We start from the raw sequence: 13289 nt of genomic DNA on the forward strand, positions 1-13289 counted from the left end.
GCTTACTCCACTACCATGCGTCTAACCTGCACTATGCCCGGCTTATCTGCGGTGGCAATGTCTAAATTTACTAGCTTTACCCCATGCTGATACTGCAACGCGTGCACCCAGCTAACTAGCTGGTCAAAACTGGCGTTGGCTAATACCAGCGTTAAAGTGTCATTTTGTTGCTGCATTCGGTTTACGGTAATACCCGCAACCCGCGCGCTACTGCTAATAATTTGCTGTAAGCTGCCGCCAGTGCGCGCCACGTTAGTATTTACCGCTTTAAGCTGGGGCAACAGTTGTTGTAATTGGTTTAATTGCTGCTGAGCCGCTTGTACTTTTTTCTGTTGCGTTACACTGGCTTGCTGCAACGGTTGCCATAACAGCCAATAAAACAACCCAACCACAACGACAACTACTGCGCCAGCTACTAAGCGCTGCTCGCGCAGCTGTAACGTTGCCCACCAGCTTAAAAACTGCTGTTTCATACCTTACCTCGCATAGCAACACTACCTTGCACTTTGCCACCATCGTTACTTAATGCGCCCTGCTCAACGCTAAAGCCGACTTGTTCTAATGCGGACTTCAGTTTTTCAAAACTTTGAAAACTATCACCTTTTGCCTCAAAACGCAGTTCGGCTCTTTTTCCATCGTAACGTAGGTTTTCTAAACTAATGTCTGGCACCTTAGCTATTTGTTGTTGCAAACTATCGAGTAACACCAAAAAATTTTGCTCAGAATTACCACCTACCGCAGCGAGTTTCTGTTTTAACTGCAAATTAAGATTAACAATACGTTCTTGCGGAAATGCCTGTAAATAGAGGGTTTGGCTTTGCTGCTGCAACGCCGCGCTTTGCCGTGATAACTGCCAATTACTTATACCCAGTTGCAACAAATAAATGCTTAAACAAGCACCGAATAAAATTGCGCTGCTGCGCCATAGCTGTAATTGCCGATTAACTTGACGCTTAGGTTTATATTCTCCCTGCAATAGGTTGAAATCGTTATGCTGTAGCTGGCTGGCCAATAAGGCTAACGGCAGCTCTGGTTCAGCCAGCTGATGGCTCTGCGCTAACTCATCAGGCCAAGGGCTATAGCTAGTAAGCATAGGCAGACCGGCGAGCTGCAGATAATCGCCCCACCAGCTAACGTCGATGGCGGATACCTGCCAAGAGCTTTGCTTTAACAGCCACTGATTTTGTAATTGAATACACGCGGGCAATTGCTGTTCTGGCAATAGCAAAGCATCTGGCAATATGCGACTAACGCTAAAACCTGCCGATTGCAACCAATCTAACCATTGCTGCATCCGCTCGTGCTGGCATACGGCAACTTGCTGACTATATTGGCCGTCGTGGTGTTGCACGGAGCCTAAGGCTAAAAATAGCTTTTCTATATCTTCTGCTTGCTCTTCTTCCAGCATATAAGGCAAGGCTTGCAGTAATTGCCGATTCGGTTTACTCGGCAAATTAACTTGTTTTAGTACCACGTCAGATGCTGGAACTAAGGCTATAACGGGCCTATTACCTAATCGAGTGCATAGCTCGGTTAGCTGGGCTACACCGGCAACCTCGCCGCTAGCTATCACATCCTGATTTTGGCCAGCCCATACCAGCCAGCTGATATTATGCTCTGCTCGGCTACCTAACCGAATTACCAACTGCTCACTCACCCCTGGCCTCCAAATCGCCGGGCCAATACCTTGACCTGATTATTATTATTTATTTTTAATACCGACGTTAAAACAAAGCCACTTTCTAAATAAGCGGCAGTTGCTGTAAGTTGAAAGCTGTCTGACTTAACATTTAGCATGGTTTTTACGTCGTCAGCAACGGTAATGCCGACTAACTCAGGCGCGGTAAAAACCTCTTCTACGCTAGCAAAACCGGTTTCGGGTCGGTTAGCAATAAGATCTGCCGCTGCTACTTCGGTTAATTCCGGGATCAGCGCAGCCAGCAATACCGCGCTATCTTCAGTTAACGTATTCACATTAAGCAGCAAGCGATTATCTTCTGGCACCACACACACATAGGGGGCGAAAAGTTGGTAATCTGCTGGTGTCATATCTAGCATTACACGCAGCTCTGTCACACTGGCCATTAGGCCATTGCCGGTGTAATACGGGAAGCGTAGCGCGGCGTAATCGTCATCTTCTGCGCTACCGGCCGTGCTAAGTAAACTATCTGCATCTAGCCAGTCGCCAATACGTGCCAAAAGATACTCAGCCGGCATCGACAATTCGCTAGCCTTCAATTCTAACAGACGTAAAAACGCTTTTTGTGCGGCAGTTTGCTGTATTCGGTTACTGTTAGATGCTAATACGTTTTGTAGTGCATTAAGGTTAAAGCAGCTTCGTAGGTCAATAATTTCACCGGCGATTGTGCCGTTGTCTACAGGAAAGGTTGCGCCTTGCAACGACCAATCTTGAGATAAATTAACCGTTTGTTGGCCGGCTAAGGTGCGGCTAAGCAACACTTTAGCAAACTGTTCTGCGCCCATCGCATACCAAAATGCTTGCTGTTGTTGCTGTATATTTTGCTGACGTTGTAACTGTAGTTGCAGCCGGCCATTCATATTCACGGCAATAACCACCACAATGGCGATTATCATTAACACGGCAATTAACGCGACGCCGGTTTGCTTGTGCAAAGTTCTCATTAGTGAGTTTTCTCCGCAACTACGGCGTCAGGCAATAAAAATACACGCACCAAATTACCTAAACTCTCATCGACTAATGTTATGCGCACTGCGGCGGGAAAATTAGCATCTTGCCAGCGCTCTAGCCACTCATCGCCTTGTAAGTACTGCACGGTAAAACCAGTTAGGCCGGTTTGCAATAGCTGCACCTTAGGCTCTGTGCCCGTTACCGCATCAGGATACAATGTAAATAAACGTTGCAGCGTACCTTCTTGCAACCGATAAGCTACTGCCTGAATTTCACTGCGCGGCAATATCATGCCGGGATTGCGCCAACCTTGGCGGGCAAAGCTTACGCCATGATCTTCGCTGTCTAACAGAAACTTTTCACCGTATAGCCGGTACTTTGCTGGCGCCTCGCCAGCGATACGCACATGCCGCACGCTCATTTGCATAAAGTCTCGTTCTAGCATTAGCATAGTACGCTGCAACTGCACTAACCGCTCGCTAGCCAACTTTGATAATTCATCACTTTGCGTAACACTGCTTAGCACCGCTACCGATGCTAAACCAATAAGGGCAAAAATAGCGGCCGCCAATAGCATTTCAATAAAAGTGAAACCGCGACTTAGCTTATACACCGGGTTTACCTTTATAGCTTTGTAACTGATACAAAACTTGCTCTGGCGCTTCAGCTAGGCTAACGCTAATTTGTACTAGGCGTAAATCGTTGTCGGCTAATTGGCCGATTTTTTGTTGCCATAGCCATTGCCGATTGGCCATATTAACTTCGCCTTGGCTTTTTTCCTTACCTGGCCATTGGCTATCTAGCATGGCCAACTGCATTTGATTATCCGCAACATAACTGGCAATAGTTAATTCGTCTAACTGGCTAAGATTCCGAATATGAGCTGCGCTAGACTGCATAATCGCCATACCGGCAGTGGCAAAAATAGCCATAGCAACCAGTAGCTCTAATAACGTAAAGCCTTTTGCTTTCATGGCTGCTCCGTTGATGCCGCGGTTCGGGTTAACGGAATAGCAAAGTCAGTTGATACAGAGCTGTAGAGGGCAGTTAAGTTGGTCGTTTTTTTTAGTATTAACTTGAACGGACTAATTTCGCCTGAGGATAAAATAAACACCTGAGGTAATACCGGTACCTTACTTTTCTCATCAGGTTTGGTTTCGTCATCAAGTTGCCAATCTAGCTGACTTAGCAGATTATCGTCTTCACCAGGTAGGCCTTCTAGTTCTAGCTGCAAAGTAATACCGTGCGGCAGTTTATATTGCTGCAGGCTTAGCGGTTGGTCAGCTTCAGCCCACTTGGCATCTTTATTGTTGTAATATAAAAAGCCATAACGTTCATTTTGTACGTACAAGCCCCACTCTTGCTGCTTTAACATTGCTGTTTCGGCAACAAATTGAAATATTTGCTGAAATCGTTCGGCTTCTTTTTCTAGCTTTTCTTCATTCGACTCGCCGCTAAAACTCATGACTACCGTAGTAGCTAGCAAACCAATTAGCAGCATTACCAGCATCACCTCAACTAAGGTAAAGCCGGTAGTACAACGCTGCTGAATTGGTAAATGCCGCATTAGTTGTTTTTACTCGCGTCGCCATCTAAATTCCAATTACCAATATCATCATCGGTACCGGCGATGCGATCTGGGCCTTTACTTAAAATATCTATGCGCCCAGCTTTGATTTGGCTTGGGCTAATTAAAATATAATCCTCATCCCAAGGATCTTTTGGTAATCGACGGATAAAACCGGCCTCAGGGAATGAGCGCGGCACCGGTTGCGACGTTGGCGCAGTAACGAGTGCCTGCATACCTTGTTCAGTTGTTGGATAAAAGCCATTGCGCAGCTTATACATATCCAGCGCGCCTTCTAGCTGCTGAATATCAACAATCGCTTTTTGTTTGTCGGCTTGATCTTTATTTTCCATCAAGTTAGGCACGACCATACTGGCAATAATGCCAAGAATAACAATAACTACCATGACTTCTAATAGAGTAAAACCGCGCTGCAGTTTACGTTGTTGTTGTTGCTTTAACATACTAACCACCACCTACCATATTGTTTAACGCTAAAATGGGCTGCAAAATTGCCATGACAATAAATAACACCATACCGGCCATTACGGCGACCAATACTGGCTCAAACACTTTTAATGATACTGTTGCTAAGGTTTCAAACTCTCGATCTTGGGTGTTCGCTGCACGCTCTAACATGGCATCTAACTGCCCGCTTTTTTCGCCACTGGCGATCATATGTAACATCATTGGCGGAAACAATTTAGTTTGCTCTAGGGCATTACGTAACGATGTACCCTCGCGTACCCGAGCCGTGGCATCGGTAACCGCCTGCTTCATATAGGTATTACCTAATACGTCAGCGCTAATACGCATAGCTTCAAGCAACGGTACGGCAGACGCATTAAGTATACTCAGCGTACGGGCAAAGCGAGCGGTATTTAGCCCCTTAGTTACCTTGCCAATAATACTGCTGCGCAGTAACAAGGCGTCCCAATGAAAACGAAAAGCGGGCTTACGTAGCGCGCGCTTAAATAACACCACGCCAACAATGGCAGCCAGCAGCACAAACACGCCATAGGCGCGCAAAAAGTCGCTGGCGGCAATTAAAAATAGTGTTGAACCGGGCAAGGTTTGGCCCATGTGTTCAAATTGGCCAACAATTTTTGGCACCACCGCGGCTAATAAAATAGAAATAACCAATACGGCAAAACAGGTCAAAATAATGGGGTACAGTAAGGCTTGTAGAATTTCTCTGCGCATATGTTGGCGCTGCTCGGTATAGTCGGCCAAACGGTTTAATACTTGGTCTAAATGGCCAGACTTTTCACCGGCGGCGACCATCGAACGAAACAAATGGTCAAATACATGCGGGAATTCGGCTAAGCCTTCAGCTAAGCTATAGCCTTCCACCACTTTTGAGCGTACGGTCATCATCATATTGGTTAACCGCGGTTTATCACACTGCTCGGCTACAGCTAATAGTGCGCTTTCTATCGGCAAAGCGGCTTCAACTAAGGTAGCAATTTGCCGTGTAATAAGTGCTAATTCTGACGCAGAAATGTTGCGTTTAAACCATTGCTTACCCGATGCTAATAATTTTTCTTGCTGCGAAGCCAGCGTAACACTAACCGGTGTTAGTTTTTGCTCGCGTAGTAACGACCTAGCGTGGCGAGCATTATCAGCTTCCAATACGCCCTTATTAGTTTTGCCTTTAGCATCTAACGCCTGATATTCAAATGCCGCCACTACACATCCTCACGGGTAACACGTAGCACTTCTTCTAGCGTAGTTTCGCCTTTAAGTACCTTGCTAAAACCATCGGCACGAATACTTGGGCTGTGCTTGCGCACATACTTTTCGATTGCTTGCTCGCCTTTACCATTATGAATAAGCTCACGAATATGCTCATCGACCATTAGTAATTCATGAATACCAGTACGGCCACGATAGCCGCTAAAATTACAATGTTCGCAACCTTTAGCACGATAAATTAGTACGTTTGGCTGTGCGCTAATGCCCAGCAAGTTACACTCTTCGCTATCTGGTTTATGTTCGGCTTTACAATGCTTGCATAACGTACGCACTAAACGCTGCGCCAGCACACCGAGTAAACTAGATGACAGCAAAAACGCTTCTACACCCATATCTTCTAAGCGTGTAATAGCGCCAGCTGCGGTATTGGTGTGTAAAGTAGATAACACTAAGTGGCCGGTTAAGCTGGCCTGCACGGCAATTTGTGCCGTTTCTAAATCGCGTATTTCACCTACCATTACTACGTCAGGGTCTTGGCGCAAAATGGCTCGCAAGCCGCGGGCAAAGGTCATATTTACTTTGGTGTTTACCTGAGTTTGACCAATACCTTCAAGCTCGTATTCAATAGGATCTTCTACCGTAAGAATATTACGATCTTTAGTGTTTATGTCGGTTAAACCGGCATAAAGCGTGGTGCTTTTACCCGATCCGGTTGGCCCGGTTACTAATATAATGCCGTGTGGTTTTAAAATTAGCTGCGAAAACGCCTGCTGCACTGACAAGGTCATACCTAAATCGGCTAAATTTAAGTGTGAGTTGTTTTTATCCAGTAACCGCATTACGACCCGTTCGCCATGGCTTGATGGCATGGTAGATACCCGCACGTCTACCGCACGACCAGCAATGCGCAAACTAATACGACCATCTTGCGGCACACGTTTTTCGGCAATATCGAGTTTAGCCATTACTTTAATACGTGACACTAATAAGCTAGATAAGCGACGGTTGGGCCGCAGTACTTCGCGCAATATACCGTCAACCCGGAACCGCACGACTAAGGCTTTTTCAAAGGTTTCAACGTGTATATCAGATGCACCTAGCTTAATCGCCTCACCTAGCATGGCATTAATTAACTTGATAATTGGCGCGTCATCTTCGTTTTCTAGCAAGTCTTCACTTTCTTGAATATCGTCAGCTAACGAGGCTAAATTTACTTCGTTGCCAATATCTTCCATTAGCTGCTGCGCTTCAGACGAATCACGCTGATAACTGGCTTCAAGCAAGGCTTCAAATTCAACTGCCGATAACCGCTGAATTTGAAATGGTTCAGCCAGCATACGTCGCACCTCTAGTACGGCTGCCGGTGCCGTTGCCGCATGAATATACAGCTGCCAGCCTTGGCTCTGTTGCTGCAGCAATACGCCGTGGCGTTTAGCAAAACCAAAAGGCAAGCGAATACGGCTGCTGGCGGGTTTAACCTGTTCTGCATCCAGCGCGTCCATTAGTCCTGATTTCCTTGCATTTCAGTTGTTGGCTGTTGCTCTTTATTCATATAGTCGTCAAAGGTCGGCGGCAAGGTTAACGAGTCATCCCACTTGGGCAATACCACCTGATCGGTCAATGGCATTAAACGAATACCCTCTTCTTGCCGTTTTAGCTGCTCGGCACGAATGTAGTTGTACTTAGTTTTTGAAATACCCGAAATGGCTGAACCTTCACGCACAATAGTGGCTTTAATAAATACCATTAAATTGCGTTTTTTCTTTGATACGCTAGTCGATTTAAACAGATGACCCAAAATAGGAATATCGCCCAAAATAGGCACTTTAGACTCACTTTCCTGCACATCTTCGTCAATTAAGCCACCAAGAACTACCGTGGCACCATCATCTGCCATAACGGTGGTTTTAATTTCACGCTTGTTAATTGTAATATCAACCGCTGTTGCGCCGCCAATGCTAGATACTTCTTGCTCTATAGTTAGCTGCACCGCATCACCTTCGTTAATTTGCGGTGTTACTTTTAGGCGAATACCCACTTCTTTGCGGTCAACTTGCTGAAATGGATTAGTGTTATTGGCACCGGTTGTCGAGCCAGTAATAACCGGCACTTCTTGACCAACAAGGAAGAAGGCTTCTTGGTTATCCATCGTAGTAATGTGCGGCGTGGCCAGTACGTTAGAGTTGGTACTGGTGCGCACCGCTTGTAACACGGCAGCCCAATCACCTTTATAAAACCCTAACATAGCGCCATTTAGCCCGCTTAATACATTCGATAAAATTGAATAATCGCGGTTTGAATCAGGCACTTCAGACACGGTTTTTGTGCCATCTGGCGCCACAACTTCAGTGCGGGTGCCTCGTGTGACTTGCGATGCCTGAGCGGCTCCCGCGGCCACACCAATAATGGGAATTGTGTTGCCGTTATTAAAATTAGTACCACCGCCGTTTTTATTTAACCACTGCACACCTAAATCGGTGCCGTCGCCTTCAAATACTTCCACAATAATGGCTTCAACTAACACTTGAGCACGACGAATATCTAGCTGACGTAATACATCTTCTAATGAGCGCATCATATCCGGCTGTGCTGTAATCACTAGTGAATTACTGTCGGCATGAAATTCAATGCTGGTAGAGCGACCTTGGCTAGCAACTGCACCACGCCCGCCTTGCGCGCCAGCCGCCGCTGCGGCAACGCCGCCTTGCACTTCCGCGACTATTGAATCACTTACGCCTTTCAATACGGGCACTAGCTCTTCAGCTTTAGCGTATTTTAAATAAAACACTCGGGTATTACCGCTAGTTTGTAACTCTGAGTCTAAGCGTTTAGCTAATTCTATAACACGCTGCCGTGCTTGCAGTTCGCCGCTAACGATAACGCTATTAGTGCGATCATCGGCCACAATTCTGGGCACTAAAAAGTCTGGCTGCTCACCTCGCCCCTGGCTTTTATAAATGCTTTCTAAAATACGCACAATTTCTGGTGCTGATGCATATTGCAGCTTTACAATTTCCAGCTCCTGATCACCGGCTTTATCTACCCGTTGAATAATATCAACTAACCGATTTACCACCGCCGCTGGGCCGGTCATCATAATCACGTTCGATGGGTCGTAGTTCACCACATGGCCACCACCGGCCTGATTACTAAACTGACGCAACAAGGGTGCTAGTTCGCGCACCGACACGTTACGCACCTGCACTACGCGAGTAACCATTTCATCGCCTTGGCCTGGCGCTTCATCAGTAACTACTGGAATATTACTGGTTTTGGCATCCTTGTTACGTACTACTTTTAATACGCCGTTATCCATCTCAACTACGGCAAAGCTATACACTTCAAGTACGTTAAGAAAAAACTGATAATACTGCTGTTCGTTAAGCATTTCGTAGCTGCGCACATTAATACGGCCGCGCACTTGTGGGTCAACAATAATGGTTCTTTTCAGGTTCATGCCAACAATATTAATAAATTCATTAATATCAGTACCTTTAAAGTTCGGCGAGTACATTACCTCTTCTTGAGCGGCAACAGAAACACTTGGAATAGCAGTAGTTAGCGCAGCTGCAACTAGCATACTAGCCAGTGAGCGGCGAGAGAGAAAAGAAAATTGCCCTGATTTCATTAATGTATAACCAATTAGTTTTAATAATTATTGTGACAGGCTCACCAGAATATCTCTGATCTCACCATCGCGCTCTATTTTTATTGCAGCTTCTTTAGCTTCGCGTAATTCATTAATCGCGTTCATTGCCTGCTGCATATCATTTAATGCAATACCATTTATTTCTATCGCCAGATCACCTGGTTGCAAGCCAAGCTGAGTAAATAAAGTAGGATCTTTACCCGGCGTTAAGCGATAACCTAGCAGTTGGCCATTAGGCCGATGTGGCGTTACTCGAATGTAGTCAAAAAATTTCATCGGCTCAGCAACTAGTTCATCTCGGCGCAAATCAAGTGGCTGCGCAAGCTGCAGTGGTTCCATTTCCATCGGGTCAACCGTTGGTGCCATGCCGGTTGTTGCAGTTTCGGTGTGCTGCTCATCAGAACGTCCTAACCCAGCATTAGCTTGAGCAATTTGGGTATATTCAAAGCCATCTAGCATCAGTGTTTCATAGCGACCAGCTTGTTGTAGTAGCACCCGGTCTGACAATACCTGTTTTAAAACCGCGTTAGTGCCTTCTATCTTATCATTCACTGCATAGGTTGCTTCTGTCCCGCGACTTTCAATGATAGCGCTACCCTGATTAGGGTCGGATCCTACCGCAACCAAGCCGGTTAATTTAACATTTAATTGGGTTTTCGGTGCTTCGGTTACTACAGGCGCAGTCTCTTTTATTGGCTCAACTGAGGCTTTACCAAATAACGAGAATTGCGTTAATGCGGCTAAATTAACACTGCTGGATGAGCTGACAGTTACCGCAGCAACGTTTTCCAATACAACATTAGACGCCGAGCCTGCAGGCAATAATTGCCAGCTTAGTTTTGCTAAAAACCACGCTAATACAACGACTAAAATTAGGTTAAATGCGCCTTGCAGCCAATTTAACGGTATTTTTTGTAATTGTTTAATTAACTGTTGCGTGTCTACTAACTGATTCATTACACACTTCTACTTTTAAAGAGAAAATTATCTTACCCAGTTGTCGCTCAAGCAACAAGCTCAGCACTGAAATTTACAAGGTATTAACCACATTTATTTTCAATAAAGCCGCTATTTCCCCGCTTTTGGCACTATAATGTCGCTTTTAGTTCGACAATTGCAGCTATAATTTATGCCATCAATACCAGCCTTAACCCAGCCTGAAAATATCGCCCTACGTTTAGATAAGTGGCTGTGGGCATGTCGGTTCTATAAAACCCGCGGTCTGGCAAAACAGATGATAGAAGGCGGTAAAGTACATTATAATGGCCAACGCTGCAAAGCTAGTAAAACCGTGGAGCTTGGTGCAACGGTTCGGCTAACGCAGGGTACAGATGAAAAAATTGTTCTTGTGTTAGGCTTGTCAGAGAAACGTTTAGCCGCGCCTTTAGCGCAAGCACTGTACGAAGAAACGGCCGACAGCCTAGCGCAGCGGGAAAAACGGGCAGAGTTAAGAAAAACTAACAGCCTGTTTGCCCCACACCCGGATACTAAACCAGACAAAAAGGAGCGCCGTAAGCTACTTTTGTTAAAATCGCAGCAGTAAGAGAGCAGCATGAATTCAGATAATTTATTTCGATTTATATTTCAAAACAGAAACGTACGCGGCGAGCTTGTCCAGCTATCAACTAGCCTAGACCAAATGTTACTTAGCCATGAATATCCGATGCCGGTAAAGCAGTTATTAGCAGAGCTAGTGGCCGCAACCAGCTTACTTACGGCAACGCTTAAGTTTGAAGGCGATATAGCCGTGCAGGTTCAAGGCGATGGGCCGGTGCGTTTTGCCGCCGTAAACGGCACCGAACAGCAGCAGTTTCGCGGTGTCGTTCGCATGCAGGCCGATATAACTGGTGATAGTTTTCGCCAGTTAATTGGCGAAGGCTATATGGTAGTAACTATTACGCCCAAGCAAGGTGAGCGCTATCAAGGCATTATTCCGCTTAGCGGCGATAGCCTAGCCAGCACGTTAGAGGCCTATTTTGCTCAATCAGAGCAATTGCCTACACGGTTATACCTATATACCGATATACAAGCACAGCACTGTCGTGCCGCCGGCTTTATGTTGCAAGTATTACCAGTAGACCAGCAAAAAGCTAAAACAGACTTTGATGATTTAGTGATGTTAAGTAACACTCTAACACACGATGAAATGTTCAACCTCGATGTAGAGCAGCTGTTATATCGGTTATTTCATCAAGAAGAAGTTGAGTTGTTTCCAGCCCAACCCGTTAGCTTTGTTTGTGGTTGCAGCAAAGAAAAGTGTAGCTCAGCAATAATTAGTTTAGGTGCAGAGGTAATTAACGAGCACATTTTAGAAGGTAAGCTCGACATTAGCTGTGAATATTGTAATAAAATCTATCACTTTGATACCGACGATTTATCAACGCTACTGCAGCAGCTTTAAGCCTTACTTGCACTTAATTACCTCTCGTCTAGCTATGAAACAGTTACCGGCATACCGGTAACTTTTTCTTATCTTTAGCGCACTGCTTTTTTAAAAATAACAACGCAAAGAAATAAACAAAACAAAATCATAGCCTTACTACAACTTTATCTTTGGCATACATCTGGCAGTTATTACTTTGTCATTTATACATTTGTGCTTAAACGCACCAAGGAGCAAACTATGTTGAGCTGGGCATTAACATTCTTAATTGTTGCACTTATCGCTGGGGTATTAGGTTTTGGTGGTATCGCCGGAGCGGCGGCTGGTATCGCTAAAATAATCTTCTTTATCTTTATTATTTTATTAGTGGTTTCACTACTAATGAATGCATTAAGAGGTAAAGCACCTAGGCTTTAATATCAATAGCGCAGCTTAACTTATAGGCTGTAGCTGTTATTACTAAAAACCACCGAATACTTGAAATAGTGCTCGGTGGTTTTTTGCTATTTAGGCACTTAGTTGCAAAACCACCAGCGCGTTATCAGCCACTTTTACTTATACGGAAAGTTTTACCGATCATTAAGAAAAAACTACAAGCCAAAATTAACAAAAAATGAACAAATATAAATAATTAGATATTAAACAATAACTTACATATTGGCACTAAACTGGCATTAGCTAAAACGTCATATAAAATAGGAGCAACACCATGAAACATACAACTTTAGCAATGATGGTTACCCTAGCATTAACAACTACCGCAGTAGCAGCCAATGATTGGAAAGACACAACCAAAGATGCATGGATTGATGGCAAAGCGGAAACCACTCTGTTGTTAAATGGCAACTTAAATTCGTTTAAAATTAATACTGATGTTAAAGATGGCGTAGTAACGCTTACCGGTTCAGTAGAAAGTAAAGTAGATAAAGCTTTAGCTGAAGAACTGATTGAGAATTTAGATGGCGTTAGCCGTGTAGACAATAAACTCACCGTTATGAATGCTAACGCAGCAGATAAAGATAGCAACGGTAGCGCTTTTAAAGACGCAAAAATAGCGACTGTAGTTAAAACACGCTTATTATTTGAGTCTGAAGTAAGCGGCACGTCAATTGACGTTGATGCTAAAGATGGCGTAGTAACGCTTAAGGGCGAAGTAGACTCTGACGCTGAGCGTGATTTAGCGGTCGCTATTGCTAAGAATACGCACGACGTTAGCCGCGTGGTGAATAAGTTAGACGTTATCAAATAATAGCGGTTACGTTTTAATAGCCGATCTGTGTTTAAGCCAGATCGGCTTTTTGCTGTCTGTCACACTATCCGGTATGCTTTTGCCATTATTTTTAGC

General features: G+C 44.8%; 15 protein-coding genes. 4 read left to right on the plus strand and 11 right to left on the minus strand.

Features of this window, described 5'->3' with window-relative positions:
- Nucleotides 1-2 precede the first annotated feature (2 nt).
- Genes gspM through gspC form a run of 11 tightly spaced genes read right to left on the minus strand, consistent with a single transcriptional unit; the run spans nt 3 to nt 10518 of the window.
- Entirely contained in the window at nt 3-473 is a 471-nt protein-coding gene (gene gspM, locus E0Z06_RS14435; RefSeq protein ID WP_132586129.1) for a type II secretion system protein GspM, read from the minus strand.
- Complete coding sequence (gene gspL / locus E0Z06_RS14440) at nt 470-1657, minus strand: type II secretion system protein GspL (RefSeq protein WP_132586132.1); 1188 nt, start codon at nt 1655-1657, stop codon at nt 470-472. Before gspL ends, gspM begins: the two co-directional genes overlap by 4 nt.
- Complete coding sequence (gene gspK / locus E0Z06_RS14445) at nt 1654-2643, minus strand: type II secretion system minor pseudopilin GspK (protein WP_132586135.1); 990 nt, start codon at nt 2641-2643, stop codon at nt 1654-1656. Before gspK ends, gspL begins: the two co-directional genes overlap by 4 nt.
- Nucleotides 2643-3263 (minus strand): type II secretion system minor pseudopilin GspJ, encoded by a 621-nt coding sequence (gene gspJ / locus E0Z06_RS14450; protein ID WP_132586138.1) that lies wholly within the window; start codon nt 3261-3263, stop codon nt 2643-2645. The genes gspK and gspJ overlap by 1 nt, the downstream gene beginning before the upstream one ends.
- On the minus strand, nt 3256-3624 hold the full coding sequence (gspI, locus tag E0Z06_RS14455) for a type II secretion system minor pseudopilin GspI (RefSeq protein ID WP_132586141.1): 369 nt from the start codon (nt 3622-3624) through the stop codon (nt 3256-3258). Before gspI ends, gspJ begins: the two co-directional genes overlap by 8 nt.
- Nucleotides 3621-4217, minus strand: a complete 597-nt coding sequence (gspH, locus tag E0Z06_RS14460; protein WP_132586144.1) for a type II secretion system minor pseudopilin GspH — start codon at nt 4215-4217, stop codon at nt 3621-3623. Before gspH ends, gspI begins: the two co-directional genes overlap by 4 nt.
- Nucleotides 4217-4681, minus strand: coding sequence for a type II secretion system major pseudopilin GspG (gspG, locus tag E0Z06_RS14465; protein WP_132586147.1), 465 nt, complete (start codon nt 4679-4681; stop codon nt 4217-4219). The genes gspH and gspG overlap by 1 nt, the downstream gene beginning before the upstream one ends.
- Before the next feature lies 1 nt (nt 4682).
- Nucleotides 4683-5906 (minus strand): type II secretion system inner membrane protein GspF, encoded by a 1224-nt coding sequence (gspF, locus tag E0Z06_RS14470; protein ID WP_132586150.1) that lies wholly within the window; start codon nt 5904-5906, stop codon nt 4683-4685.
- Nucleotides 5906-7414, minus strand: coding sequence for a type II secretion system ATPase GspE (gene gspE, locus E0Z06_RS14475; protein ID WP_132586153.1), 1509 nt, complete (start codon nt 7412-7414; stop codon nt 5906-5908). The genes gspF and gspE overlap by 1 nt, the downstream gene beginning before the upstream one ends.
- The gene (gene gspD, locus E0Z06_RS14480) at nt 7414-9540 is read right to left on the minus strand and encodes a type II secretion system secretin GspD (RefSeq protein WP_132586156.1); all 2127 of its coding nucleotides are present in this window, start codon (nt 9538-9540) and stop codon (nt 7414-7416) included. Before gspD ends, gspE begins: the two co-directional genes overlap by 1 nt.
- A 27-nt stretch (nt 9541-9567) precedes the next feature.
- Entirely contained in the window at nt 9568-10518 is a 951-nt protein-coding gene (gene gspC / locus E0Z06_RS14485) for a type II secretion system protein GspC (RefSeq protein ID WP_132586158.1), read from the minus strand.
- 172 nt (nt 10519-10690) lie between these two features.
- Between gspC and hslR the strand changes: the two genes are divergently transcribed.
- The 4 genes from hslR (at nt 10691) to E0Z06_RS14505 (ending at nt 13193) form a co-directional block, all read left to right on the plus strand.
- Nucleotides 10691-11104, plus strand: a complete 414-nt coding sequence (gene hslR / locus E0Z06_RS14490) for a ribosome-associated heat shock protein Hsp15 (RefSeq protein ID WP_132586161.1) — start codon at nt 10691-10693, stop codon at nt 11102-11104.
- 9 nt (nt 11105-11113) lie between these two features.
- Complete coding sequence (hslO, locus tag E0Z06_RS14495) at nt 11114-11962, plus strand: Hsp33 family molecular chaperone HslO (protein WP_132586164.1); 849 nt, start codon at nt 11114-11116, stop codon at nt 11960-11962.
- Nucleotides 11963-12184: 222 nt separating this feature from the next.
- Nucleotides 12185-12361 carry a DUF1328 family protein gene (locus E0Z06_RS14500; RefSeq protein ID WP_132586167.1) on the plus strand — a complete coding sequence of 59 codons (177 nt, stop codon included), beginning with the start codon at nt 12185-12187 and terminating at the stop codon, nt 12359-12361.
- Nucleotides 12362-12653: 292 nt separating this feature from the next.
- Complete coding sequence (locus E0Z06_RS14505) at nt 12654-13193, plus strand: BON domain-containing protein (RefSeq protein WP_132586170.1); 540 nt, start codon at nt 12654-12656, stop codon at nt 13191-13193.
- The last annotated feature ends 96 nt before the right edge of the window (nt 13194-13289 follow it).

This window comes from Rheinheimera sp. D18, assembly GCF_004345025.1.
GTDB lineage: Bacteria > Pseudomonadota > Gammaproteobacteria > Enterobacterales > Alteromonadaceae > Alishewanella > Alishewanella metallidurans.

Excerpts from the sequence above, each read along its gene's own strand:
- gspM (WP_132586129.1), bottom strand. The coding sequence starts at position 473 with ATGAAACAGCAGTTTTTAAGCTGGTGGGCAACGTTACAGCTGCGCGAG.
- gspK (WP_132586135.1), bottom strand. The coding sequence starts at position 2,643 with ATGAGAACTTTGCACAAGCAAACCGGCGTCGCGTTAATTGCCGTGTTA.
- gspI (WP_132586141.1), bottom strand. The coding sequence starts at position 3,624 with ATGAAAGCAAAAGGCTTTACGTTATTAGAGCTACTGGTTGCTATGGCT.
- gspH (WP_132586144.1), bottom strand. The coding sequence starts at position 4,217 with ATGCGGCATTTACCAATTCAGCAGCGTTGTACTACCGGCTTTACCTTA.
- gspG (WP_132586147.1), bottom strand. The coding sequence starts at position 4,681 with ATGTTAAAGCAACAACAACAACGTAAACTGCAGCGCGGTTTTACTCTA.
- gspE (WP_132586153.1), bottom strand. The coding sequence starts at position 7,414 with ATGGACGCGCTGGATGCAGAACAGGTTAAACCCGCCAGCAGCCGTATT.
- gspD (WP_132586156.1), bottom strand. The coding sequence starts at position 9,540 with ATGAAATCAGGGCAATTTTCTTTTCTCTCTCGCCGCTCACTGGCTAGT.
- gspC (WP_132586158.1), bottom strand. The coding sequence starts at position 10,518 with ATGAATCAGTTAGTAGACACGCAACAGTTAATTAAACAATTACAAAAA.
- hslR (WP_132586161.1), top strand. The coding sequence starts at position 10,691 with ATGCCATCAATACCAGCCTTAACCCAGCCTGAAAATATCGCCCTACGT.
- hslO (WP_132586164.1), top strand. The coding sequence starts at position 11,114 with ATGAATTCAGATAATTTATTTCGATTTATATTTCAAAACAGAAACGTA.
- E0Z06_RS14500 (WP_132586167.1), top strand. The coding sequence starts at position 12,185 with ATGTTGAGCTGGGCATTAACATTCTTAATTGTTGCACTTATCGCTGGG.
- E0Z06_RS14505 (WP_132586170.1), top strand. The coding sequence starts at position 12,654 with ATGAAACATACAACTTTAGCAATGATGGTTACCCTAGCATTAACAACT.